General features: G+C 52.2%; 20 protein-coding genes and 2 pseudogenes. 20 read left to right on the forward strand and 2 right to left on the reverse strand.

The features are described 5' to 3' along the window. Positions 1–217: 217 nt before the first annotated feature. The 3 genes from udk (at position 218) to asmA (ending at position 3,407) form a co-directional block, all read left to right on the forward strand. Positions 218–859: a uridine kinase gene (udk, locus tag BHE85_RS08525; protein WP_004982015.1), complete on the forward strand. Its 642-nt coding sequence runs from the start codon at positions 218–220 to the stop codon at positions 857–859. Positions 860–950: 91 nt separating this feature from the next. Beyond that, positions 951–1,532 carry a dCTP deaminase gene (gene dcd / locus BHE85_RS08530; protein ID WP_001234767.1) on the forward strand — a complete coding sequence of 194 codons (582 nt, stop codon included), beginning with the start codon at positions 951–953 and terminating at the stop codon, positions 1,530–1,532. 21 nt (positions 1,533–1,553) lie between these two features. Continuing rightward, positions 1,554–3,407, forward strand: a complete 1,854-nt coding sequence (asmA, locus tag BHE85_RS08535; RefSeq protein WP_001252385.1) for an outer membrane assembly protein AsmA — start codon at positions 1,554–1,556, stop codon at positions 3,405–3,407. Between the two features lie 273 nt (positions 3,408–3,680). Here asmA and BHE85_RS08540 read toward each other — a convergent pair whose 3' ends face one another. Continuing rightward, positions 3,681–5,264 carry a TerC family protein gene (locus BHE85_RS08540; RefSeq protein ID WP_001300971.1) on the reverse strand — a complete coding sequence of 528 codons (1,584 nt, stop codon included), beginning with the start codon at positions 5,262–5,264 and terminating at the stop codon, positions 3,681–3,683. Positions 5,265–5,464: 200 nt separating this feature from the next. Further along, positions 5,465–5,614 carry a hypothetical protein gene (locus tag BHE85_RS26725; protein WP_162829205.1) on the reverse strand — a complete coding sequence of 50 codons (150 nt, stop codon included), beginning with the start codon at positions 5,612–5,614 and terminating at the stop codon, positions 5,465–5,467. A 308-nt stretch (positions 5,615–5,922) separates the two neighbouring features. On the opposite strand from BHE85_RS26725, the gene wza reads away from it, so the two are divergent. From wza to wzxC, 17 genes and pseudogenes are all read left to right on the forward strand, one after another. Further along, positions 5,923–7,062, forward strand: a complete 1,140-nt coding sequence (wza, locus tag BHE85_RS08545; RefSeq protein ID WP_000978101.1) for a polysaccharide export protein Wza — start codon at positions 5,923–5,925, stop codon at positions 7,060–7,062. Positions 7,063–7,067: 5 nt separating this feature from the next. Beyond that, on the forward strand, positions 7,068–7,511 hold the full coding sequence (gene wzb / locus BHE85_RS08550) for a low molecular weight protein-tyrosine-phosphatase Wzb (protein WP_000482907.1): 444 nt from the start codon (positions 7,068–7,070) through the stop codon (positions 7,509–7,511). A gap of 2 nt (positions 7,512–7,513) precedes the next feature. Then, positions 7,514–9,676, forward strand: a pseudogene (wzc, locus tag BHE85_RS08555) (tyrosine-protein kinase Wzc). A 177-nt stretch (positions 9,677–9,853) separates the two neighbouring features. Then, entirely contained in the window at positions 9,854–10,693 is an 840-nt protein-coding gene (gene wcaA / locus BHE85_RS08560) for a colanic acid biosynthesis glycosyltransferase WcaA (protein WP_000654503.1), read from the forward strand. Between the two features lie 2 nt (positions 10,694–10,695). Then, positions 10,696–11,184, forward strand: coding sequence for a colanic acid biosynthesis acetyltransferase WcaB (gene wcaB / locus BHE85_RS08565; RefSeq protein WP_000888729.1), 489 nt, complete (start codon positions 10,696–10,698; stop codon positions 11,182–11,184). Further along, positions 11,181–12,398: a colanic acid biosynthesis glycosyltransferase WcaC gene (gene wcaC / locus BHE85_RS08570; RefSeq protein WP_001023946.1), complete on the forward strand. Its 1,218-nt coding sequence runs from the start codon at positions 11,181–11,183 to the stop codon at positions 12,396–12,398. The genes wcaB and wcaC overlap by 4 nt, the downstream gene beginning before the upstream one ends. Next, on the forward strand, positions 12,373–13,590 hold the full coding sequence (gene wcaD / locus BHE85_RS08575) for a colanic acid polymerase WcaD (RefSeq protein WP_000107810.1): 1,218 nt from the start codon (positions 12,373–12,375) through the stop codon (positions 13,588–13,590). The genes wcaC and wcaD overlap by 26 nt, the downstream gene beginning before the upstream one ends. A 10-nt stretch (positions 13,591–13,600) precedes the next feature. After that, positions 13,601–14,347 (forward strand): colanic acid biosynthesis glycosyltransferase WcaE, encoded by a 747-nt coding sequence (wcaE, locus tag BHE85_RS08580; RefSeq protein ID WP_000927089.1) that lies wholly within the window; start codon positions 13,601–13,603, stop codon positions 14,345–14,347. 15 nt (positions 14,348–14,362) lie between these two features. Then, positions 14,363–14,911 (forward strand): colanic acid biosynthesis acetyltransferase WcaF, encoded by a 549-nt coding sequence (gene wcaF, locus BHE85_RS08585; protein ID WP_001153547.1) that lies wholly within the window; start codon positions 14,363–14,365, stop codon positions 14,909–14,911. Between the two features lie 25 nt (positions 14,912–14,936). Further along, positions 14,937–16,058, forward strand: coding sequence for a GDP-mannose 4,6-dehydratase (gene gmd, locus BHE85_RS08590; RefSeq protein WP_000048190.1), 1,122 nt, complete (start codon positions 14,937–14,939; stop codon positions 16,056–16,058). Positions 16,059–16,060: 2 nt separating this feature from the next. Beyond that, positions 16,061–17,026 carry a GDP-L-fucose synthase gene (fcl, locus tag BHE85_RS08595; RefSeq protein ID WP_039064052.1) on the forward strand — a complete coding sequence of 322 codons (966 nt, stop codon included), beginning with the start codon at positions 16,061–16,063 and terminating at the stop codon, positions 17,024–17,026. Between the two features lie 2 nt (positions 17,027–17,028). Beyond that, entirely contained in the window at positions 17,029–17,508 is a 480-nt protein-coding gene (gene gmm / locus BHE85_RS08600; protein WP_000479828.1) for a GDP-mannose mannosyl hydrolase, read from the forward strand. Beyond that, positions 17,505–18,728 carry a colanic acid biosynthesis fucosyltransferase WcaI gene (gene wcaI, locus BHE85_RS08605; RefSeq protein ID WP_000699735.1) on the forward strand — a complete coding sequence of 408 codons (1,224 nt, stop codon included), beginning with the start codon at positions 17,505–17,507 and terminating at the stop codon, positions 18,726–18,728. Before gmm ends, wcaI begins: the two co-directional genes overlap by 4 nt. Before the next feature lie 2 nt (positions 18,729–18,730). Beyond that, positions 18,731–20,167, forward strand: a complete 1,437-nt coding sequence (cpsB, locus tag BHE85_RS08610) for a mannose-1-phosphate guanyltransferase (protein WP_039064051.1) — start codon at positions 18,731–18,733, stop codon at positions 20,165–20,167. Between the two features lie 192 nt (positions 20,168–20,359). Next, a pseudogene (gene cpsG / locus BHE85_RS08615) lies at positions 20,360–21,729 on the forward strand (colanic acid biosynthesis phosphomannomutase CpsG). A gap of 54 nt (positions 21,730–21,783) precedes the next feature. Next, positions 21,784–23,163: an undecaprenyl-phosphate glucose phosphotransferase gene (gene wcaJ, locus BHE85_RS08620; protein ID WP_039064049.1), complete on the forward strand. Its 1,380-nt coding sequence runs from the start codon at positions 21,784–21,786 to the stop codon at positions 23,161–23,163. Between the two features lies 1 nt (position 23,164). Further along, a complete protein-coding gene (wzxC, locus tag BHE85_RS08625; protein WP_000058483.1) occupies positions 23,165–24,643 on the forward strand; it encodes a colanic acid undecaprenyl disphosphate flippase WzxC in 1,479 nt (492 codons plus the stop codon). Positions 24,644–24,743 lie beyond the last annotated feature (100 nt).

Consider the following 24,743-nt stretch of genomic DNA (forward strand, 5'->3'; position numbering starts at 1 on the left):
TAAAGGCGGATAATTTGCGCAACTGCGTATAACATTTTTTACCTTACATAAAACTGATCAACGTAATTTGCCACCGGGAATTCTTTGTCAACAATTAACTCTGAGCGCGCGGCAACGCTATTCGACTGGTATCAGGCGGATGAAATCCCTATAATTGCCGCGTTTGGCGCTTCGTCGCCCCCTTCCTAACATCCAGGTTAATCAGGTCGCTAAATATATGACTGATCAGTCTCATCAGTGCGTCATTATCGGTATCGCTGGCGCATCGGCTTCCGGCAAGAGTCTTATTGCCAGTACCCTTTATCGTGAATTACGTGAGCAAGTCGGTGATGAACACATCGGCGTAATTCCTGAAGACTGCTATTACAAAGATCAAAGCCATCTGTCGATGGAAGAACGCGTTAAGACCAACTACGACCATCCCAGCGCGATGGATCACAACCTGCTGCTTGAGCATTTACAAGCGTTGAAACGCGGCTCGGCAATTGACCTGCCGGTTTACAGCTATGTTGAACATACGCGTATGAAAGAAACGGTGACGGTTGAGCCGAAGAAGGTCATCATTCTCGAAGGCATTTTGTTGCTGACGGATGCGCGTTTGCGTGACGAACTTAACTTCTCCATTTTCGTTGATACCCCGCTGGATATCTGCCTGATGCGCCGCATCAAGCGTGACGTTAACGAGCGTGGGCGTTCAATGGATTCCGTGATGGCGCAATATCAAAAAACCGTGCGCCCGATGTTCCTGCAATTCATTGAGCCTTCTAAACAATATGCGGACATTATCGTGCCGCGCGGCGGGAAAAACCGCATCGCGATCGATATATTGAAAGCGAAAATAAGTCAGTTCTTTGAATAAGCTTGATAAATTGTGTACCGTTCAGTGATAACCTGGTATGCCCTTGACGTAATTGGCGTTAAGGGAGTGATGCGCGAAAGGAGAAAATGCCATGCGTCTGTGTGACCGAGATATTGAAGCCTGGCTTGATGAAGGCCGTTTGTCGATCAACCCACGTCCGCCAGTGGAGCGTATTAACGGCGCGACGGTGGATGTACGCCTGGGCAATAAATTTCGTACCTTCCGTGGTCACACGGCAGCGTTTATCGATCTGAGCGGTCCCAAAGATGAAGTGAGCGCCGCGCTTGACCGCGTGATGAGCGATGAGATCGTTCTCGACGAGGGCGAGGCGTTCTATCTTCACCCAGGAGAACTGGCGCTGGCGGTGACGCTGGAGTCGGTGACGCTGCCAGCCGATCTGGTGGGCTGGCTGGACGGGCGTTCCTCTTTGGCGCGTCTGGGGCTGATGGTGCACGTCACCGCGCACCGTATCGATCCGGGCTGGTCTGGTTGCATTGTGCTGGAGTTCTACAACTCCGGTAAGCTGCCGCTGGCGCTGCGTCCGGGCATGTTAATTGGTGCGCTGAGCTTTGAGCCGCTTTCCGGCCCGGCGGCGCGACCTTACAACCGCCGTGAAGATGCGAAATATCGCAACCAGCAGGGCGCGGTAGCCAGCCGAATCGATAAAGACTAATTCAGGCCCATTGAGGATACCATGAGACGATTTCTGACGACGCTGATGATACTCCTGGTCGTGCTGGTGGCCGGGTTATCTGCGTTAGTGTTGCTGGTGAATCCGAATGATTTCCGCAACTATATGGTCAAGCAAGTTGCTGCACGTAGCGGTTATCAATTGCAGCTCGACGGGCCACTGCGTTGGCACGTCTGGCCGCAGCTTAGTATCCTCTCCGGGCGAATGTCTCTCACCGCCCAGGGCGCGAGCCAGCCACTGGTTCGCGCCGACAACATGCGTCTGGACGTGGCGCTTTTACCACTACTGAGTCATCAACTGAGCGTTAAGCAGGTGATGCTAAAAGGGGCAGTGATCCAACTGACGCCGCAGACGGAAGTGGTGCGCAGTGAAGACGCTCCGGTTGCACCGCGCGACAATACCTTGCCGGATCTGTCAGACGATCGCGGATGGTCGTTTGATATATCCAGTCTTAAGGTGGCGGACAGCGTGCTGGTGTTCCAGCATGAAGATGACGAGCAGGTGACAATCCGCAATATTCGCCTGCAAATGGAACAAGATCCCCAACATCGTGGTTCATTTGAGTTCTCCGGGCGGGTTAATCGCGATCAGCGCGATCTCACGATATCCCTTAACGGTACGGTAGATGCTTCTGATTATCCGCATGATTTAACGGCGGCTATTGAACAAATTAACTGGCAGTTGCAGGGTGCAGATTTACCAAAACAAGGTATTCATGGGCAGGGGAGTTTCCAGGCCCAGTGGCAGGAGTCACATAAACGCCTTTCATTTAACCAAATTAGTTTGACCGCCAATGACAGTACGCTGAGCGGGCAAGCACAGGTCACGCTGACAGAGAAACCGGAATGGCAGCTGAGACTGCAATTCCCGCAACTGAATCTTGACAACCTCATCCCGCTTAATGAAACAGCGAATGGTGAAAACGGTGCCGCGCAGCAGGGGCAGAGCCAATCAACGTTGCCGCGCCCGGTCATTTCTTCGCGTATTGATGAACCGGCATATCAGGGACTGCAAGGCTTTACGGCTGATATTTTGTTGCAGGCCAGTAACGTGCGCTGGCGCGGAATGAATTTTACAGATGTTGCCACGCAAATGACCAACAAGTCGGGTTTGCTGGAAATTACTCAACTGCAGGGCAAGCTTAACGGTGGACAGGTTTCACTGCCGGGCACGCTGGACGCGACATCAATAAATCCGCGGATAAACTTCCAGCCACGGCTGGAAAACGTTGAGATTGGCACCATTCTGAAGGCGTTTAACTATCCGATTTCGTTGACCGGAAAGATGTCACTGGCTGGTGATTTCTCCGGTGCTGACATAGATGCCGACGCATTCCGCCACAACTGGCAAGGACAGGCACATGTCGAAATGACCGACACGCGCATGGAAGGGATGAACTTCCAGCAGATGATTCAGCAAGCGGTAGAACGTAATGGTGGTGATGTGAAGGCCGCTGAAAACTTCGATAACGTAACGCGTCTTGACCGCTTTACCACCGATTTGACGTTGAAGGATGGCGTCGTGACGTTAAACGACATGCAAGGTCAATCGCCTGTGCTGGCGCTTTCCGGGGCTGGTACGTTGAATCTGGCGGAGCAAACCTGCGACACCCAGTTTGATATTCGGGTCGTGGGTGGCTGGAACGGGGAAAGCAAACTGATTGATTTCCTTAAAGAAACGCCAGTACCGCTGCGGGTTTATGGCAACTGGCAGCAACTCAATTACAGTCTGCAAGTGGATCAGTTACTGCGCAAACATCTACAGGACGAAGCGAAACGTCGTCTGAATGACTGGGCCGAGCGGAATAAAGATTCCCGCAATGGCAAAGATGTGAAGAAGTTGCTGGAGAAGATGTAGGTTACCTGGTGACCTGTCCTGTAGGCCTGATAAGACGCGTAAAGCGTCGCATCAGGCGTTCGTGGCGGCATCATTATATTCTGAATATGTAAGATCGAAGGCTGTTCCGTTCACTTGATGTTCCTCGCTACTATGGAACGCTCAAGCCGGTGAACGTGCCAGGGGGGCTCAATCGCCACCACCCTGGCAACCCGGGCTCCCGGCGGTAAATCGCCGCTGGCGCGGTTCCCTCATCTTATTCCTTTCGGCTATTGGGTAAAATGACCGATACCATCACACCTCGTACTCCAACTCGCCATCCTTATGCAGCGGAATAATCTGCACCTTCTGCACGCGATGGCTTTCCACCTGCAACGTTTTAAGCAAATAATCCCCCACCTGAACTTCTTCGCCAGGTTTTGGAATACGCTGTAAATATTCCATCAACAGCCCGGCAATGGTGTGATATTCACGTTTTTCATCCAGCGGCAGCGGCACATATTGCACCAGATCTTCCAGCGGCATATGACCATTCGCCGTCCAGGAACCGTCCGCATTCTTCTGAATATCATGGCGGGCGTCGATCTCTTCCACTTCGTTCGGTAAGTTACCGGCAATGGTTTCAGTTACGTCACTTAATGTCACAATCCCTTCCACCGAGCCAAACTCATCCACCACAAAAGCAAAGTGTGTGCGGGCATTACGGAACTGCTCCAGGGCAGGTAACAACGGCAAGGTTTCCGGGAACACTAGCGGCTGGCGAATCAACACCCGCAGGTTGAGCGGTTCGCCACGCAGTGACTGTTGTAGCAGGTCGATAACGTGAACAACACCGAGCAAATCTTCTGCGTCATCACCGTCGGTAACCACCAGCCGCGTATGCTGATTTCGCTCCAGCAACTGGCGGATCTCGTCTTCCGGCGCGTTGAGATCGATATGCTCAATATCGTGGCGCGACGTCATAATGCTGCTGACAGTACGCTGGTTAAGATTAAGTACCCGCTCAATCATCCGCCGTTCCTGCGGATTAAAGATCTGCTGGTTACCATGATCCACCAGCATGGACGCGGTTTCGGCGTCCAGTTCCGCATCTTCTTTTTGCCCGCTAAGCAGGCGCATTACCGCTTCGGTAGTCCGCTGGCGTAGCGTCTGGTTAGCGGAAAGAAAACGTCGCCGGTTAAAGATAGCCAACTGATTGAGCGCCTCGATCATTACCGAGAAACCAATGGCAGCGTACAGGTAGCCTTTCGGAATGACGAAGCCGAAACCTTCTGCCACCAGGCTAAAGCCAATCATCAACAGGAAGCTTAAGCAGAGAATAACGATGGTCGGGTGACTGTTAACAAATTGCGTTAACGGCTTGCTGGCCATCAACATCAGGCTGATAGCGATAACCACGGCGGCCATCATGACCAGTAAATGGTCGACCATCCCGACGGCGGTAATCACTGAGTCGAGTGAGAAGATGGCGTCCAGTACCACAATTTGTGTCACCACCCCCCAGAACTTCGCACCTTTGCGTTGTGTGGGATTATTGCTGTCTTTCCCTTCCAGCCGTTCGTTCAGCTCCATCGTGGCTTTGAACAACAGGAAGAAACCACCAAACAGCATGATTAAGTCGCGGGCGCTAAAGGTAAACGAGCGGAAGCTGAACAGCGGTTGCGTCAGGGTGACCAGCCAGGAGATTGACGCCAGCAGTAACAGGCGCATTAACATCGCCAGCAACAGCCCGGTAACCCGTGCGCGGTCGCGCTGCTTCGGCGGTAGTTTTTCGGCGAGGATGGCAATAAAGACCAGGTTATCAATGCCGAGGACCAGTTCGATCACAATCAGCGTGATTAACCCGGCCCAGATAGACGGATCGGCAATCCATTCCATAGTAAGTACAAAACCTATTCGTTGTATGACAAATGTCACAATTCGATCATGGATAAATCGGGGCAAAAATGCAATGTTGCAGCACTATTTATCTCATATTATTTGAGGGTAATAACCTCACATTATCCCTGAATTAAAAGTGGTAATAATAAAACATTATTTAAGAAATATCGCATGCGGAGGCGCAATATTAAATATTGTCAACCTAAAGAAACTCCTAAAAACCATATTGAATGACACTTAATATAATTCTTAAAAATAGCCAATTGCCGAATTGTTACCTTGCCTGCTATTCCGTTAGCTGTAACACTTCCTCCTGCATTATTGGAGAGCCAATATTCAATTACCATAATGTCACCTTATATTCGGAAGTTAATTTCCGCAATAACCCTTTCTCATCAACGATTGTATGCAGAGAGGGTTTAAAAAATTAAGCTAAATCAGTGTATTGGTGGCTAAAAAGCCAGGGGCGGTAGCGTGTCTGGATGCCTGAAAGACCAGTCTGAATTATTCTGTCAATAGCCTGCGGATGAAATCAATTTTTTTAGGACTGATGCCAGTTAAATTTGTATTCAATTAACTGCAAGGTAAATGTGCATGGCGACATTGCTATTAATAGTGCACAGGATAATTACTCTGCCAAAGTGATAAATAAACAATGATGAAATCCAAAATGAAATTGATGCCATTATTGGTGTCAGTAACCTTGATAAGCGGTTGCACAGTACTTCCGGGCAGCAATATGTCGACGATGGGCAAAGACGTCATCAAACAGCAGGACGCTGATTTCGATCTCGACAAAATGGTGAATGTTTATCCGCTGACCCCGCGCCTGATTGACCAATTACGCCCACGTCCGAATGTAGCGCGCCCCAATATGACGCTGGAAAGCGAGATCGCGAATTACCAGTATCGCGTCGGGCCGGGGGACGTTCTTAATGTCACCGTCTGGGATCACCCGGAACTCACCACGCCAGCTGGTCAGTACCGCAGCTCCAGCGACACCGGCAACTGGGTACAGCCTGACGGCACTATGTTTTACCCGTATATCGGCAAGGTTCACGTAGTCGGGAAAACGCTCGCTGAAATCCGCAGTGATATTACCGGGCGCTTAGCGACGTACATCGCTGACCCGCAGGTGGACGTTAATATCGCCGCCTTCCGCTCACAAAAGACCTATATCTCAGGTCAGGTGAATAAATCCGGTCAACAGGCGATCACCAACGTACCACTGACCATTCTCGACGCCATCAACGCCGCAGGTGGCCTGACCGACACCGCTGACTGGCGCAACGTGGTGCTAACACACAATGGTCGTGAAGAACGCATTTCTTTGCAGGTGCTGATGCAAAACGGCGACCTCAATCAGAACCGACTGCTTTATCCCGGCGATATTCTCTACGTGCCGCGTAATGATGATCTGAAAGTATTTGTGATGGGTGAAGTGAAGAAACAGAGCACCCTGAAAATGGACTTTAGCGGCATGACCCTGACTGAAGCCCTGGGTAATGCTGAAGGTATCGACATGACCACCTCCAACGCCAGCGGCATCTTTGTCATTCGTCCGCTGAAAGGCGAGGGCGGGCGTAACGGCAAGATTGCCAATATCTACCAGCTGGATATGTCCGATGCCACGTCGCTGGTGATGGCGACAGAATTCCGCCTGCAACCTTATGACGTGGTGTATGTCACCACCGCCCCGGTTTCCCGCTGGAACCGTCTGATCAATCAGTTGCTGCCAACTATTAGCGGTGTCCGTTACATGACGGATACAGCCAGCGACATTCATAACTGGTAATCGTCATGTTTAACAACATATTAGTTGTCTGTGTCGGCAATATTTGCCGTTCCCCGACGGCGGAACGCTTACTGCAACGTTATCACCCGGAACTGAAAGTGGAGTCCGCTGGACTCGGCGCGCTGGTCGGTAAGGGCGCTGATCCTACCGCTATCAGCGTCGCCGCAGAACATCAACTGTCTCTGGAAGGCCACTGTGCACGACAAATCAGCCGCCGCCTGTGTCGCAACTATGACCTGATTTTGACCATGGAAAAGCGCCATATCGAACGCTTATGCGAGATGGCACCTGAGATGCGCGGCAAAGTGATGCTGTTTGGTCACTGGGATAACGAATGTGAAATCCCCGATCCGTATCGCAAAAGCTGGGAAACGTTTGCAGCGGTGTACACATTACTTGAACGGTCTGCCCGCCAGTGGGCGCAGGCATTGAACGCAGAGCAGGTATAAGAATGACAGAAAAAGTAAAACAACATGCCGCTCCGGTAACGGGCAGTGATGAAATCGATATTGGTCGCCTGGTCGGCACCGTCATTGAAGCGCGCTGGTGGGTGATTGGCATCACCGCTGTATTTGTCCTCTGTGCCGTGGTTTACACCTTCTTCGCCACGCCGATTTATAGTGCCGACGCACTGGTACAAATCGAGCAAAACAGCGGCAATTCGTTAGTGCAGGACATTGGTTCGGCATTAGCCAACAAACCGCCTGCATCGGACGCCGAGATCCAGTTGATTCGTTCGCGTCTGGTGCTTGGTAAAACGGTGGACGATCTCGACCTCGATATTGCAGTGAGCAAAAACACGTTCCCGATTTTCGGGGCGGGCTGGGATCGACTGATGGGACGCCAGAACGAGACGGTGAAAGTGACTACCTTTAACCGCCCGAAAGAGATGGCGGACTAGGTGTTTACGCTTAATGTGCTGGACAATAAAAACTACACCCTGAGCAGTGATGGCGGCTTTAGCGCCCGTGGGCAAGCGGGCCAGATGCTGAAAAAAGAAGGCGTCACGCTGATGGTTGAAGCCATTCACGCCCGCCCGGGCAGTGAGTTTACCGTCACCAAATACTCCACGTTGGGGATGATCAACCAACTGCAAAACAGCCTGATGGTAACGGAGAACGGCAAAGACGCAGGCGTACTGAGCCTGACTTATACCGGTGAAGATCGCGAACAGATCCGCGACATTCTTAACAGCATCGCCCGTAACTATCAGGAACAAAATATTGAGCGCAAATCGGCGGAAGCGTCGAAAAGCCTCGCTTTCCTCGCGCAACAGTTACCGGAAGTACGTAGCCGCCTCGATGTTGCCGAAAACAAACTGAATGCCTTCCGTCAGGATAAAGATTCTGTTGATCTGCCGCTGGAAGCGAAAGCGGTGCTCGATTCGATGGTGAACATCGACGCGCAGTTGAACGAACTGACCTTTAAAGAGGCGGAAATCTCCAAGCTGTACACCAAAGTTCACCCGGCGTACCGCACGCTGCTGGAGAAACGTCAGGCGCTGGAAGAAGAGAAAGCCAAACTTAACGGTCGCGTAACGGCGATGCCGAAAACCCAGCAGGAGATTGTGCGCCTGACCCGCGATGTCGAGTCTGGTCAGCAGGTCTATATGCAACTGCTGAATAAAGAGCAGGAGCTGAAAATCACCGAAGCCAGCACCGTCGGCGATGTGCGCATTGTTGACCCGGCAATCACCCAGCCTGGCGTGCTAAAACCGAAGAAAGGGCTGATTATCCTCGGCGCGATTATCCTTGGCCTGATGCTTTCTATCGTGGGTGTGCTGCTGCGCTCGTTGTTTAATCGCGGCATTGAAAGCCCGCAAGTACTGGAAGAACACGGTATTAGCGTCTATGCCAGCATCCCGCTGTCGGAATGGCAGAAAGCGCGTGATAGCGTCAAAACCATCAAAGGGATTAAACGCTATAAACAGAGCCAGCTACTGGCGGTGGGGAATCCAACCGATCTGGCGATTGAAGCCATCCGTAGTCTGCGTACCAGTTTGCACTTCGCGATGATGCAGGCACAGAACAATGTGTTGATGATGACCGGGGTTAGCCCGTCAATTGGTAAAACCTTTGTCTGCGCCAACCTGGCGGCGGTGATCAGCCAGACCAATAAACGCGTGTTGTTGATCGACTGCGATATGCGCAAAGGCTACACCCACGAGCTGTTGGGCACCAATAACGTCAATGGCCTGTCGGAAATTCTGATTGGTCAGGGCGATATTACTACCGCAGCTAAACCGACCTCTATTGCCAAATTTGACCTGATCCCGCGCGGTCAGGTGCCGCCAAATCCTTCTGAACTGTTGATGAGCGAACGCTTTGCCGAACTGGTGAACTGGGCGAGTAAAAACTATGACCTGGTGTTGATTGATACGCCGCCGATTCTGGCAGTGACCGATGCGGCAATTGTTGGTCGTCATGTCGGAACCACATTAATGGTGGCGCGTTATGCGGTCAACACATTGAAAGAAGTGGAAACCAGTCTGAGCCGCTTTGAGCAAAACGGTATTCCGGTGAAAGGGGTGATTCTGAACTCCATCTTCCGCCGCGCCAGCGCGTATCAGGATTATGGCTATTACGAATACGAATATAAGTCGGATGCGAAATAACGAGATCCGTTGTCGGATGCGATGCTGACGCATCTTATCCGACCTACGTTGACGCCGCATCCGGCAAGCAAACCAGCTCCGTAGGCCGGATAAGGCGCTCACGCCGCATCCGGCAACAGAACCCGTAAACAAGCTTATAAACCGGCAGAACATCTCGACACTCCGGGAGAACAACCTATGAAAGACAATCCGCTGATCTCAATCTATATGCCGACCTGGAACCGCCAACAACTGGCGATTCGGGCGATAAAATCGGTCTTGCGCCAGGACTACAGCAACTGGGAGATGATCATCGTGGATGATTGCTCCACCTCCTGGGAACAACTGCAACAGTACGTCACCGCCCTCAACGATCCGCGTATCACTTACATTCACAACGACATTAACAGCGGGGCGTGCGCGGTACGTAACCAGGCTATTATGCTGGCGCAAGGGGAATACATTACCGGGATCGATGATGATGATGAATGGACACCCAACCGTCTGAGCGTCTTCCTCGCCCATAAACAGCAACTGGTCACTCACGCCTTTTTGTACGCTAACGACTACGTTTGCCAGGGAGAAGTTTATTCCCAACCGGCAAGCTTACCACTGTATCCCAAATCGCCGTACTCACGCCGCCTGTTCTATAAACGCAATATCATTGGCAATCAGGTCTTTACCTGGGCATGGCGTTTCAAAGAGTGTTTGTTCGATACCGAACTGAAAGCGGCACAGGATTACGACATCTTCCTGCGGATGGTGGTGGAGTACGGCGAACCGTGGAAAGTGGAAGAGGCGACGCAGATCCTGCATATCAATCACGGTGAAATGCAGATCACCTCGTCACCGAAAAAATTCTCCGGATACTTCCACTTTTACCGCAAGCACAAAGACAAATTTGACCGCGCCAGCAAAAAATATCAGCTGTTTACCCTCTACCAGATCCGCAATAAACGTATGACCTGGCGCACTTTGCTGACGCTGCTGTCGGTGCGTAACGGCAAACGTCTGGCTGATGGTATTCGGGGGCGCTAAAGATGCTGGAAGATCTGCGCGCCAACAGCTGGAGTTTACGTCCGTGCTGCATGGTTCTAGCGTATCGCGTCGCTCATTTTTGTTCGGTGTGGCGCAAAAAGAACGTCCTCAACAATATTTGGGCGGCCCCTCTGCTGGTGCTGTATCGCATTATCACCGAATGCTTTTTCGGTTATGAAATCCAGGCTGCCGCGACCATTGGCCGCCGCTTTACTATCCATCACGGTTACGCCGTAGTGATCAATAAAAACGTGGTGGCGGGGGATGATTTCACCATTCGCCACGGCGTCACTATCGGCAATCGTGGTGCCGATAACATGGCATGTCCACATATTGGCAACGGCGTCGAACTCGGTGCCAACGTTATTATTCTTGGTGATATCACGCTTGGTAACAACGTCACCGTGGGTGCGGGCAGCGTGGTGCTCGACTCTGTCCCGGACAACGCGCTGGTGGTGGGAGAAAAAGCGCGAGTGAAGGTAATTAAATGAATATTTTGCAATTTAATGTGCGACTGGCGGAAGGCGGGGCAGCAGGTGTGGCGTTAGATCTCCACCAGCGTGCGCTGCAACAGGGGCTTGCGTCACATTTTGTCTACGGTTACGGCAAAGGCGGCAAAGAGAGCGTCAGCCATCAAAACTATCCGCAGGTCATCAAACATACGCCGCGGATGACTGCAATGGCGAATATTGTCCTGTTTCGTCTGTTTAATCGCGATCTGTTTGGCAATTTCAATGAGTTATATCGCACCATTACTCGTACACCGGGTCCGGTGGTCCTGCATTTTCATGTGCTGCACAGCTACTGGCTAAATCTTAAGAGCGTGGTGCGCTTTTGCGAAAAGGTGAAAAACCATAAACCGGACGTCACTCTGGTCTGGACGCTGCACGACCACTGGAGCGTTACCGGACGCTGCGCCTTTACCGACGGTTGTGAAGGCTGGAAAACGGGCTGCCAGAAATGCCCGACCTTAAATAACTATCCGCCGGTGAAGATTGATCGGGCGCACCAGCTGGTGGCGGGCAAACGCCAGTTATTCCGTGAGATGCTGGCGCTGGGCTGTCAGTTTATTTCCCCCAGCCAGCATGTGGCTGACGCTTTCAATAGCCTGTACGGTCCAGGGCGTTGCCGGATTATCAATAATGGTATTGATATGGCAACCGAAGCGATTCTGGCGGATCTGCCTCCGGTGCGCGAAACCCAGGGCAAGCCGAAAATCGCTGTGGTGGCGCATGACCTGCGTTACGACGGCAAAACTAACCAGCAACTGGTGCGTGAGATGATGGCGCTGGGCGACAAAATCGAACTGCATACCTTTGGTAAGTTCTCGCCGTTCACCGCTGGCAACGTGGTTAATCACGGCTTTGAAACCGACAAACGTAAGCTGATGAGCGCGCTCAATCAGATGGATGCGCTGGTATTCAGTTCTCGCGTCGATAACTACCCGCTGATTTTGTGTGAGGCGCTATCGATTGGCGTGCCGGTGATTGCCACCCATAGCGATGCGGCGCGGGAAGTGTTGCAAAAATCCGGCGGTAAAACCGTCAGCGAAGAAGAGGTGCTGCAACTGGTGCAGTTAAGCAAACCGGAAATCGCGCAGGCGATATTTGGTACCACGCTGGCTGAGTTCAGCCAACGCAGCCGCGCCGCCTACAGTGGACAACAGATGCTGGAGGAGTATGTCAACTTCTATCAGAATCTGTAGCTACCTGTTGCTGCCGCTGATTTATCTGCTGGTTAACGTCAAAATCGCCCAGCTTGGCGAAAGTTTCCCCATCACCATCGTCACTTTTTTACCTGTCTTGTTACTGCTGTTTTTAGAACGCATCAGCGTTAAAAAATTGATGATTGCCTTAGGGATTGGCGCGGGACTCACGGCGTTTAACTATCTGTTTGGTCAGTCGCTGGATGCCAGTAAATACGTCACTTCAACTATGCTGTTTGTCTATATTGTGATCATTATTGGCATGGTGTGGAGTATTCGTTTTAAAACAATTTCGCCACACAACCATCGCAAGATATTACGTTTCTTTTATCTGGTGGTCGGGCTGGTGGTGGCGCTGGCGGCGGTGGAGATGGCACAAATTATCCTCACCGGTGGCAGCAGTATTATGGAGTCGATTTCGAAATATCTGATTTACAGCAACAGCTATGTGCTGAATTTCATTAAATTCGGCGGCAAGCGCACGACAGCACTTTATTTCGAACCGGCATTTTTCGCTCTGGCATTAATCTCAATTTGGCTCAGCATCAAACAGTTTGGTATCAAAACGCCTAAAACAGATGCTATGATTCTCGCAGGGATAATATTATCCGGATCGTTTTCAGGGGTTATGACCTTTATCCTGTTTTATTTGCTGGAGTGGGCATTTCAATATCTGAATAAAGAGGCGATTAAGAAAAAGTTACCGTTAGCATTGATTTCTCTGGCTGTATTCCTGGTTGGTGTGGTAATCGCGTTTCCTTATATTTCCACCCGTCTGGGCGATTTAGGTACGGAAGGATCGTCATCATATTATCGTATTGTCGGTCCGCTGGTGATGGTCGGTTATTCTTTGACCCATATTGACGGTGTAGTCAGATTTGGCTCACTTTATGAATATGTCGCATCATTCGGAATATTTAACGGTGCGGATGTCGGAAAAACCATAGACAATGGTTTGTATCTGCTGATTATTTATTTTTCCTGGTTCGCGGTGTTTTTATCACTGTGGTACATGGGGAAAGTGATAAAAATGATGATCAACGCTTTTGGTGATAACCACAATTTTCGCGTGCAATTATATCTTTTTACTCCGGTATCGCTGTTTTTTACCGGTTCGATATTTAGCCCGGAATATGCATTTTTAATCGTCTGTCCGTTTATTTTGCGAAAAGCGTTAAATATTACGAGGTAAGAATAAGAACATGTTGCTTAGCATAATCACTGTCGCGTTTCGTAACCTCGAAGGGATAGTCAAAACACATGCCTCGCTGGCGCATCTGGCGCAGGTGGAAGATATCAGCTTCGAATGGATTGTTGTCGATGGCGGTTCCAACGACGGCACCCGTGAGTATCTGGAAAATCTCAATGGTATCTTTAACCTACGCTTTGTCAGCGAGCCAGATAACGGTATCTACGACGCCATGAACAAAGGCATTGCGATGGCACAAGGCAAGTTCGCGTTGTTTCTCAATTCGGGCGATATTTTTCATCAGAATGCCGCAAATTTTGTCCGTAAGTTAAAAATGCAAAAAGATAACGTGATGATCACCGGCGATGCGCTGCTGGATTTTGGCGACGGGCATAAAATTAAACGTAGCGCCAAACCGGGCTGGTATATTTATCACAGCCTGCCCGCCAGTCATCAGGCGATATTTTTCCCTGTATCCGGCTTGAAAAAATGGCGTTATGACCTGGAATATAAAGTTTCTTCCGACTACGCGCTGGCAGCCAAAATGTATAAAGCCGGTTATGCATTTAAAAAACTCAATGGCCTGGTGTCTGAATTTTCCATGGGTGGGGTATCTACCACCAATAATATGGAATTGTGTGCTGACGCGAAAAAAGTCCAACGACAAATATTACATGTGCCTGGCTTTTGGGCTGAATTATCCTGGCATTTACGCCAACGTACTACCTCAAAGACGAAAGCCTTATATAACAAAGTCTGAATATAAGGAAAACCAATGCAAGATTTAAGCGGTTTCTCGGTGCCGAAAGGGTTCCGGGGCGGCAACGCTATTAAAGTGCAATTATGGTGGGCAGTACAGGCAACAATATTTGCCTGGTCGCCACAAGTATTGTATCGCTGGCGGGCTTTTTTATTACGTTTATTCGGAGCAAAAATAGGAAAAAACGTAGTTATTCGTCCGTCAGTAAAAATTACCTATCCGTGGAAATTAACCTTAGGTGATTACGCGTGGGTCGGCGATGACGTCAATTTATATACCCTCGGTGAAATAACCATTGGCGCACATTCGGTGATATCGCAAAAAAGTTATTTATGCACCGGTAGCCACGACCATGCAAGTCAACATTTCACCATTAACGCCACGCCTATTGTGATTGGCGAGAAATGCTGGCTGGCAACCGATGTCTTTGTTGCCCCAGGCGTCACAATCGGCGACGGCACCGTCGTGGGTGCACGAAGCAGTGTTTTTAAATCGCTTCCGGCAAATGTGGTTTGCCGGGGGAATCCCGCAGTGGTGATACGCGAACGCGTTGAAACTGAATAAATTCAAAAATACAGAGGAATAATACATGTCAAAAGTCGCTCTCATCACCGGTGTAACCGGACAAGACGGTTCTTACCTGGCAGAGTTTCTGCTGGAAAAAGGTTACGAGGTGCATGGTATTAAGCGTCGCGCATCGTCATTCAACACCGAGCGCGTGGATCACATTTATCAGGATCCGCACACCTGCAACCCGAAATTCCATCTGCATTATGGCGACCTGAGTGATACCTCTAACCTGACGCGCATTTTGCGTGAAGTACAGCCGGATGAAGTGTACAACCTGGGCGCAATGAGCCACGTTGCGGTCTCTTTTGAGTCACCAGAATATACCGCTGACGTCGACGCGATGGGTACGCTGCGCCTGCTGGAGGCGATCCGCTTCCTCGGTCTGGAAAAGAAAACTCGTTTCTATCAGGCTTCCACCTCTGAACTGTATGGTCTGGTGCAGGAAATTCCGCAGAAAGAGACCACGCCGTTCTACCCGCGATCTCCGTATGCGGTCGCCAAACTGTACGCCTACTGGATCACCGTTAACTACCGTGAATCCTACGGCATGTACGCCTGTAACGGAATTCTCTTCAACCATGAATCCCCGCGCCGCGGCGAAACCTTCGTTACCCGCAAAATCACCCGCGCAATCGCCAACATCGCCCAGGGGCTGGAGTCGTGCCTGTACCTCGGCAATATGGATTCCCTGCGTGACTGGGGCCACGCCAAAGACTACGTAAAAATGCAGTGGATGATGCTGCAGCAGGAACAGCCGGAAGATTTCGTTATCGCGACCGGCGTTCAGTACTCCGTGCGTCAGTTCGTGGAAATGGCGGCAGCACAGCTGGGCATCAAACTGCGCTTTGAAGGCACGGGTGTTGAAGAGAAGGGCATTGTGGTTTCCGTCACCGGGCATGACGCGCCGGGCGTTAAACCGGGTGATGTGATTATCGCCGTTGACCCGCGTTACTTCCGTCCGGCAGAAGTTGAAACGCTGCTCGGCGACCCGACCAAAGCGCACGAAAAACTGGGCTGGAAACCGGAAATCACCCTCAGAGAGATGGTGTCTGAAATGGTGGCTAATGACCTCGAAGCGGCGAAAAAACACTCTCTGCTGAAATCTCACGGCTACGACGTGGCGATCGCGCTGGAGTCATAAGCATGAGTAAACAACGCATTTTTATCGCTGGCCATCGCGGGATGGTCGGTTCTGCCATCAGGCGGCAGCTCGAACAGCGCGGTGATGTGGAACTGGTATTACGCACCCGCGACGAGCTGAACCTGCTGGACAGCCGCGCTGTGCATGATTTCTTTGCCAGCGAAAGCATTGACCAGGTCTATCTGGCGGCGGCGAAAGTGGGCGGCATTGTTGCCAACAACACGTATCCGGCGGATTTCATCTACCAGAACATGATGATTGAGAGCAACATCATTCACGCCGCGCATCAGAACGACGTGAACAAACTGCTGTTTCTCGGATCGTCCTGTATCTACCCGAAACTGGCAAAACAGCCGATGGCAGGAAGCGAGTTATTGCAGGGTACGCTGGAGCCGACCAACGAGCCTTACGCCATTGCCAAAATCGCCGGGATCAAACTGTGCGAATCTTACAACCGCCAGTATGGACGCGATTACCGCTCGGTCATGCCGACCAACCTGTACGGGCCACACGACAACTTCCATCCGAGTAACTCGCATGTGATCCCAGCATTGCTGCGTCGCTTCCACGAGGCGACGGCACAGAATGCGCCGGACGTGGTGGTGTGGGGCAGCGGTACACCGATGCGTGAATTTCTGCACGTCGATGATATGGCGGCGGCGAGCATTCATGTGATGGAGCTGGCGCACGAAGTCTGGCTGGAAAACACCCAGCCGATGCTGTCACACATTAACGTCGGCACGGGCGTTGACTGCACTATCCGCGAGCTGGCGCAAACCATCGCCAAAGTGGTGGGTTACAAAGGTCGGGTGGTTTTTGATGCTAGCAAGCCGGATGGTACGCCGCGCAAACTGCTGGATGTGACGCGCCTGCATCAGCTTGGCTGGTATCACGAAATCTCACTGGAAGCGGGGCTTGCCAGCACTTACCAGTGGTTCCTTGAGAATCAAGACCGCTTTCGGGGGTAATGATGTTTTTACGTCAGGAAGACTTTGCCACGGTAGTGCGCTCCACTCCGCTTGTCTCTCTCGATTTTATTGTCGAGAACAGTCGCGGCGAGTTTCTGCTTGGCAAAAGAACCAACCGCCCGGCGCAGGGTTACTGGTTTGTGCCGGGAGGGCGCGTGCAGAAAGACGAAATGCTGGAAGCCGCATTTGAGCGGCTGACGATGGCGGAACTGGGGCTGCGTCTACCGATAACAGCAGGCCAGTTTTACGGTGTCTGGCAGCACTTTTATGACGATAACTTCTCCGGCACGGATTTCACCACTCACTATGTGGTGCTCGGTTTTCGCTTCAGAGTCGCTGAAGAAGATCTGTTACTGCCGGATGAGCAGCATGACGATTACCGCTGGCTGACGCCGGACGCGCTGCTCGCCAGTAACGATGTTCACGCTAACAGCCGCGCCTATTTTCTCGCTGAGAAGCGTGCCGGAGTACCCGGATTATGAAAATACTGGTCTACGGCATTAACTACTCGCCGGAGTTAACCGGCATCGGCAAATACACCGGAGAGATGGTTGAATGGCTGGCGGCGCAAGGTCATGAGGTGCGGGTTATTACCGCACCGCCTTACTACCCGCAGTGGCAGGTGGGCGAGAACTATTCCGCCTGGCGGTACAAACGAGAAGAGGGGGCCGCTACGGTGTGGCGCTGCCCGCTGTACGTGCCAAAACAGCCGAGCACCCTGAAACGCCTGTTGCATCTCGGCAGTTTTGCCGTCAGCAGTTTTTTCCCGTTGATGGCGCAACGTCGCTGGAAGCCGGATCGCATTATCGGCGTAGTGCCAACGCTGTTTTGCACGCCGGGAATGCGCCTGCTGGCGAAACTCTCTGGCGCGCGTACCGTGCTGCATATTCAGGATTACGAAGTGGACGCCATGCTGGGGCTGGGCCTTGCCGGAAAAGGCAAAGGCGGCAAAGTGGCACAGCTGGCAACGGCGTTCGAACGTAGCGGACTGCATAACGTCGATAACGTCTCCACGATTTCGCGTTCGATGATGAATAAAGCCATCGAAAAAGGCGTGGCGGCAGAAAACGTCATCTTCTTCCCCAACTGGTCAGAAATTGCCCGTTTTCAGCATGTCGCAGATGTCGATGTTGATGCCCTTCGTAACCAGCTTGGCCTGCCGGATAACAAAAAAATCATTCTTTACTCCGGCAATATTGGTGAAAAGCAGGGGCTGGAAAACGTTATTGAAGCTGCCGATCGCCTGCGTGATGAACCGCTGATTTTTGCCATTGTCGGGCAGGGCGGCGGCAAAGCGCGGCTGGAAAAAATGGCGCAACAGCGTGGTCTGCGCAACATGCAATTTTTTCCGCTGCAATCGTATGACGCTTTACCCGCACTGCTGAAGATGGGCGATTGCCATCTGGTGGTGCAAAAACGCGGCGCGGCAGATGCCGTATTGCCGTCGAAACTGACCAATATTCTGGCGGTAGGCGGTAACGCGGTGATTACTGCAGAAGCCCACACAGAACTGGGACAGCTTTGCGAAACCTTTCCGGGCATTGCGGTTTGCGTTGAACCGGAATCGGTCGAGGCGCTGGTGGCGGGGATTCGTCAGGCGCTCCTGCTGCCCAAACACAACACGGTGGCACGTGAATATGCCGAACGCACGCTCGATAAAGAGAACGTGTTACGTCAATTTATAAATGATATTCGGGGATAATTATGGCGCAGTCGAAACTCTATCCAGTTGTGATGGCAGGTGGCTCCGGTAGCCGCTTATGGCCGCTTTCCCGCGTACTTTACCCCAAGCAGTTTTTATGCCTGAAAGGCGATCTCACCATGCTGCAAACCACCATCTGCCGCCTGAAAGGCGTAGAGTGCGAAAGCCCGGTGGTGATTTGCAATGAGCAGCACCGCTTTATTGTCGCGGAACAGCTGCGCCAACTGAACAAACTCACCGAGAACATTATTCTCGAACCGGCAGGGCGTAACACTGCACCAGCCATTGCGCTGGCGGCGCTGGCGGCAACACGTCATAGTCCGGAGAGCGACCCGTTAATGCTGGTGCTGGCGGCGGATCATGTGATTGCCGATGAAGACGCGTTCCGTGCCGCCGTGCGTAATGCCATACCGTATGCCGAAGCGGGCAAGCTGGTGACCTTTGGCATTGTGCCGGATCTACCTGAAATCGGTTATGGCTATATTCGTCGCGGTGAAGTGTCTGCGGGTGAGCAGGATACGGTGGCCTTTGAAGTGGCGCAGTTTGTCGAAAAACCGAATCTGGAAACCGCTCAGGCCTATGTGGCAAGTGGCGAATATTACTGGAACAGCGGCATGTTCCTGTTCCGCGCCGGACGCTATCTCGAAGAACTGAAAAAATATCGCCCGGATATTCTCGATGCCTGTGAAAAAGCGATGAGCGCCGTCGATCCGGATCTCGATTTTATTCGCGTGGATGAAGAAGCGTTTCTCCCCTGCCCGGAAGAGTCGGTGGATTACGCGGTCATGGAACGTACGGCAGATGCTGTTGTGGTGCCGATGGATGCGGGCTGGAGCGATGTCGGTTCTTGGTCTTCATTATGGGAGATCAGCGCCCACACCGCCGAGGGCAATGTTTGCCACGGCGATGTGATTAATCACAAAACTGAAAACAGCTATGTGTATGCCGAATCTGGCCTGGTCACCACCGTCGGGGTGAAAGATTTGGTGGTAGTGCAGACCAAAGATGCAGTGCTGATTGCCGACCGTAACGCGGTGCAGGATGTGAAAAAAGTGGTCGAGCAGATCAAAGCCGATGGTCGCCATGAGCATCGGGTGCATCGCGAAGTGTATCGTCCGTGGGGCAAATATGACTCTATCGACGCGGGCGACCGCTACCAGGTGAAACGCATCACCGTGAAACCGGGCGAAGGCTTGTCGGTACAGATGCATCATCACCGCGCGGAACACTGGGTGGTTGTCGCAGGAACGGCAAAAGTCACTATCGACGGTGATATCAAACTGCTTGGTGAAAACGAGTCCATTTATATTCCGCTGGGGGCGACGCATTGCCTGGAAAACCCGGGGAAAATTCCGCTCGATTTAATTGAAGTGCGCTCCGGCTCTTATCTCGAAGAGGATGATGTGGTGCGCTTCGCGGATCGCTACGGACGGGTGTAAACGTCGCATCAGGCGCTGTTTGTCGGATGCGGCGTGAACGCCTTATCCGACCTACGGTTCGGATTTGTAGGCCTGATAAGACGCGGCAGCGTCGCATCAGGCAATGAATGCGAAACCGAGATGTAAATAACGACAAAAACAAAATTGGCCGTTTCGGTCAGGGCCAACTATTGCCTGAAAAAGGGTAACGACATGAAAAAATTAACCTGCTTTAAAGCCTATGATATTCGCGGGAAATTAGGCGAAGAACTGAATGAAGATATCGCCTGGCGCATTGGTCGCGCCTATGGCGAATTTCTCAAACCGAAAACCATTGTGTTAGGCGGTGATGTCCGTCTCACCAGCGAAACCTTAAAACTGGCGCTGGCGAAAGGTTTACAGGATGCGGGCGTCGATGTGCTGGATATTGGCATGTCCGGCACCGAAGAGATCTATTTCGCCACGTTCCATCTCGGCGTGGATGGCGGCATTGAAGTTACCGCCAGCCATAATCCGATGGATTATAACGGCATGAAACTGGTGCGCGAAGGGCTCGCCCAATCAGCGGTGATACCGGACTGCGCGACGTCCAGCGTCTGGCAGAAGCCAACGACTTTCCTCCCGTCGATGAAACCAAACGCGGTCGCTATCAGCAAATCAACCTGCGTGACGCTTACGTTGATCACCTGTTCGGTTATATCAATGTCAAAAACCTCACGCCGCTCAAGCTGGTGATTAACTCCGGGAATGGCGCAGCGGGTCCGGTGGTGGACGCCATTGAAGCCCGCTTTAAAACCCTCGGCGCGCCCGTGGAATTGATCAAAGTGCACAACACGCCCGACGGCAATTTCCCCAACGGTATTCCTAACCCGCTGCTGCCTGAATGCCGCGACGACACCCGCAATGCGGTCATCAAACACGGCGCGGATATGGGCATTGCCTTTGATGGCGATTTTGACCGCTGTTTTCTGTTTGACGAAAAAGGGCAGTTTATCGAGGGCTACTACATTGTCGGCCTGCTGGCAGAAGCGTTCCTCGAAAAAAATCCCGGCGCGAAGATCATCCATGATCCGCGTCTCTCCTGGAACACTATTGATGTGGTGACTGCCGCAGGCGGCACCCCGGTAATGTCGAAAACCGGACACGCCTTTATTAAAGAACGGATGCGCAAGGAAGACGCCATCTACGGTGGCGAAATGAGCGCTCACCATTACTTCCGTGATTTCGCTTACTGCGACAGCGGCATGATCCCGTGGCTGCTGGTCGCCGAACTGTTGTGCCTGAAAGGAAAAACGCTGGGCGAACTGGTGCGCGACCGGATGGCGGCGTTTCCGGCAAGCGGTGAGATCAACAGCAAACTGGCGCAACCCGTTGAGGCGATTAATCGCGTCGAACAGCATTTTAGCCGTGAGGCGCTGGCGGTGGATCGTACCGATGGCATCAGCATGACCTTTGCCGACTGGCGCTTTAACCTGCGCACCTCCAACACCGAACCGGTGGTGCGGTTGAATGTGGAATCGCGCGGTGATGTGCCGCTGATGGAAGCGCGAACGCGAACTCTGCTGACGTTGCTGAATGAGTAATGTCGGATCTTCCCTTACCCCACTGCGGGTAAGGGGCTAATAACAGGAACAACGATGACAAATCTAAAAAAGCGCGAGCGAGCGAAAACCAATGCATCGTTAATCTCTATGGTGCAACGCTTTTCAGATATCACCATCATGTTTGCCGGACTATGGCTGGTTTGCGAAGTGAGCGGACTGTCATTCCTCTACATGCACCTGTTGGTGGCGTTGATTACGCTGGTGGTGTTCCAGATGCTGGGCGGCATCACCGATTTTTATCGCTCATGGCGCGGTGTTCGGGCAGCGACAGAATTTGCCCTGTTGCTACAAAACTGGACCTTAAGCGTGATTTTCAGCGCCGGACTGGTGGCGTTCAATAATGATTTCGACACGCAACTGAAAATCTGGCTGACCAGTATCGGACTGGTGGTTTGCCGTTCATGTATTCGCATTGGGGCGGGCTGGCTGCGTAATCATGGCTATAACAAGCGTATGGTCGCCGTAGCGGGAGATTTAGCCGCCGGACAAATGCTGATGGAGAGCTTCCGTAATCAGCCGTGGTTAGGGTTTGAAGTGGTGGGCGTTTACCACGACCCGAAACCGGGTGGCGTTTCTAACGACTGGGCGGGCAATCTGCAACAGCTGGTCGAGGATGCGAAAGCGGGCAAGATTCATAACGTCTATATCGCGATGCAAATGTGCGACGGCGCACGAGTGAAAAAACTGGTCCATCAACTGGCGGACACCACCTGTTCGGTGCTGCTGATCCCCGACGTCTTTACCTTCAACATTCTCCATTCACGTCTCGAAGAGATGAACGGCGTTCCGGTGGTGCCGCTGTACGATACGCCGCTTTCCGGGGTTAACCGCCTGCTAAAACGTGCGGAAGATATTGTGCTGGCGACGCTTATTCTGCTGCTGATCTCCCCGGTGCTGTGCTGTATTGCGCTGGCGGTAAAACTCAGTTCACCAGGACCGGTTATTTTCCGCCAGACTCGCTATGGCATGGATGGCAAGCCGATCAAAGTGTGGAAGTTCCGTTCGATGAAAGTGATGGAGAACGACAAAGTCGTGACTCAGGCGACGCAGAACGATCCGCGCGTCACCAAAGTGGGGAACTTTCTGCGCCGCACCTCGCTGGACGAATTGCCGCAGTTTATCAATGTGCTGACCGGGGGGATGTCGATTGTCGGGCCACGTCCACACGCGGTGGCGCATAACGAACAGTATCGCCAGCTCATTGAAGGCTACATGCTGCGCCACAAAGTGAAACCGGGCATTACCGGCTGGGCGCAGATTAATGGCTGGCGCGGCGAAACCGACACGCTGGAGAAAATGGAAAAACGCGTCGAGTTCGACCTTGAGTACATCCGCGAATGGAGCGTCTGGTTCGATATCAAAATCGTTTTCCTGACGGTATTCAAGGGCTTCGTTAACAAAGCGGCATATTGATATGAGCTTACGTGAAAAGACCATCAGCGGCGCGAAGTGGTCGGCGATTGCCACGGTGATCATCATCGGCCTCGGGCTGGTGCAGATGACCGTGCTGGCGCGGATTATCGACAACCACCAGTTCGGCCTGCTTACCGTGTCGCTGGTGATTATCGCGCTGGCAGATACGCTTTCTGACTTCGGTATCGCTAACTCGATTATTCAGCGAAAAGAAATCAGTCACCTTGAACTCACCACGTTGTACTGGCTGAACGTCGGGCTGGGGCTTGTGGTGTGCGTGGCGGTGTTTTTGTTGAGTGATCTCATTGGTGACGTGCTGAATAACCCGGACCTGGCACCGTTGATTAAAACATTGTCGCTGGCGTTTGTGGTGATCCCCCACGGGCAACAGTTCCGCGCGTTGATGCAGAAGGAGCTCGAGTTCAACAAAATCGGCATGATCGAAACCAGCGCGGTGCTGGCGGGCTTTACTTTTACGGTGGTTAGCGCCCATTTCTGGCCGCTGGCGATGATCGCGATCCTCGGTTATCTGGTCAATAGTGCGGTAAGAACGCTGCTGTTTGGCTACTTTGGCCGCAAAATTTATCGCCCCGGTCTGCACTTCTCGCTGGTGTCGGTGGCACCGAACTTACGCTTTGGTGCCTGGCTGACGGCGGACAGCATCATCAACTATCTCAACACCAACCTTTCAACGCTGGTGCTGGCGCGTATTCTCGGCGCGGGCGTGGCCGGGGGATACAACCTGGCGTACAACGTGGCCGTTGTGCCGCCGATGAAGCTGAACCCGATCATCACCCGTGTGTTGTTTCCGGCATTCGCCAAAATTCAGGACGACACCGAAAAGCTGCGCGTCAACTTCTACAAGCTGCTGTCGGTGGTGGGGATTATTAACTTTCCAGCGCTGCTGGGGCTGATGGTGGTGTCGAATAACTTCGTACCGCTGGTATTCGGCGAAAAGTGGAACAGCATTATTCCGGTGCTGCAATTGCTGTGTATTGTGGGTCTGCTGCGCTCCGTGGGTAACCCGATTGGTTCGCTGCTGATGGCGAAAGCGCGGGTCGACATCAGCTTTAAATTCAACGTATTCAAAACCTTTCTGTTTATTCCGGCGATTGTTATTGGTGGGCAGATGGCGGGCGCAATCGGCGTCACGCTCGGTTTCCTGCTGGTGCAGATTATCAACACCATTCTGAGTTACTTCGTGATGATTAAACCGGTTCTTGGTTCCAGTTATCGCCAGTACATCCTGAGTTTGTGGCTGCCGTTTTATCTCTCGCTGCCGACGCTGGTGGTCAGTTATGTGCTGGGCATTGTGCTGAAAGGGCAACTGGCGCTGGGGATGCTGCTGGGGGTGCAAATAGCCGCGGGCGTGCTGGCGTTTGTGGTGATGATTGTGCTGTCGCGCCATCCGCTGGTGGTGGAAGTGAAGCGTCAGTTTTGTCGCAGCGAAAAAATGAAAATGCTTTTACGGGCGGGGTGAGTTGTTGTTTTCGGTTCCGACAACGGTTGCCGGGTGCAGCGTAAAACGCCTTATCCATCCTACGGTTCTGTGCTCGGGACCTGTAGGCCTGATAAGACGC

The organism is Shigella sp. FC1567, from assembly GCF_001743015.1.
Lineage (GTDB): Bacteria > Pseudomonadota > Gammaproteobacteria > Enterobacterales > Enterobacteriaceae > Escherichia > Escherichia coli.

Excerpts from the sequence above, each read along its gene's own strand:
- gmm (WP_000479828.1), top strand. The coding sequence starts at position 17,029 with ATGTTTTTACGTCAGGAAGACTTTGCCACGGTAGTGCGCTCCACTCCG.
- fcl (WP_039064052.1), top strand. The coding sequence starts at position 16,061 with ATGAGTAAACAACGCATTTTTATCGCTGGCCATCGCGGGATGGTCGGT.
- wcaD (WP_000107810.1), top strand. The coding sequence starts at position 12,373 with ATGTCAACTTCTATCAGAATCTGTAGCTACCTGTTGCTGCCGCTGATT.
- wcaC (WP_001023946.1), top strand. The coding sequence starts at position 11,181 with ATGAATATTTTGCAATTTAATGTGCGACTGGCGGAAGGCGGGGCAGCA.
- wcaF (WP_001153547.1), top strand. The coding sequence starts at position 14,363 with ATGCAAGATTTAAGCGGTTTCTCGGTGCCGAAAGGGTTCCGGGGCGGC.
- wzb (WP_000482907.1), top strand. The coding sequence starts at position 7,068 with ATGTTTAACAACATATTAGTTGTCTGTGTCGGCAATATTTGCCGTTCC.
- wcaI (WP_000699735.1), top strand. The coding sequence starts at position 17,505 with ATGAAAATACTGGTCTACGGCATTAACTACTCGCCGGAGTTAACCGGC.
- BHE85_RS26725 (WP_162829205.1), bottom strand. The coding sequence starts at position 5,614 with ATGGTAATTGAATATTGGCTCTCCAATAATGCAGGAGGAAGTGTTACA.
- asmA (WP_001252385.1), top strand. The coding sequence starts at position 1,554 with ATGAGACGATTTCTGACGACGCTGATGATACTCCTGGTCGTGCTGGTG.
- wza (WP_000978101.1), top strand. The coding sequence starts at position 5,923 with ATGATGAAATCCAAAATGAAATTGATGCCATTATTGGTGTCAGTAACC.
- BHE85_RS08540 (WP_001300971.1), bottom strand. The coding sequence starts at position 5,264 with ATGGAATGGATTGCCGATCCGTCTATCTGGGCCGGGTTAATCACGCTG.
- dcd (WP_001234767.1), top strand. The coding sequence starts at position 951 with ATGCGTCTGTGTGACCGAGATATTGAAGCCTGGCTTGATGAAGGCCGT.
- wcaA (WP_000654503.1), top strand. The coding sequence starts at position 9,854 with ATGAAAGACAATCCGCTGATCTCAATCTATATGCCGACCTGGAACCGC.
- udk (WP_004982015.1), top strand. The coding sequence starts at position 218 with ATGACTGATCAGTCTCATCAGTGCGTCATTATCGGTATCGCTGGCGCA.
- cpsB (WP_039064051.1), top strand. The coding sequence starts at position 18,731 with ATGGCGCAGTCGAAACTCTATCCAGTTGTGATGGCAGGTGGCTCCGGT.
- wcaE (WP_000927089.1), top strand. The coding sequence starts at position 13,601 with ATGTTGCTTAGCATAATCACTGTCGCGTTTCGTAACCTCGAAGGGATA.
- wcaB (WP_000888729.1), top strand. The coding sequence starts at position 10,696 with ATGCTGGAAGATCTGCGCGCCAACAGCTGGAGTTTACGTCCGTGCTGC.
- wzxC (WP_000058483.1), top strand. The coding sequence starts at position 23,165 with ATGAGCTTACGTGAAAAGACCATCAGCGGCGCGAAGTGGTCGGCGATT.
- gmd (WP_000048190.1), top strand. The coding sequence starts at position 14,937 with ATGTCAAAAGTCGCTCTCATCACCGGTGTAACCGGACAAGACGGTTCT.
- wcaJ (WP_039064049.1), top strand. The coding sequence starts at position 21,784 with ATGACAAATCTAAAAAAGCGCGAGCGAGCGAAAACCAATGCATCGTTA.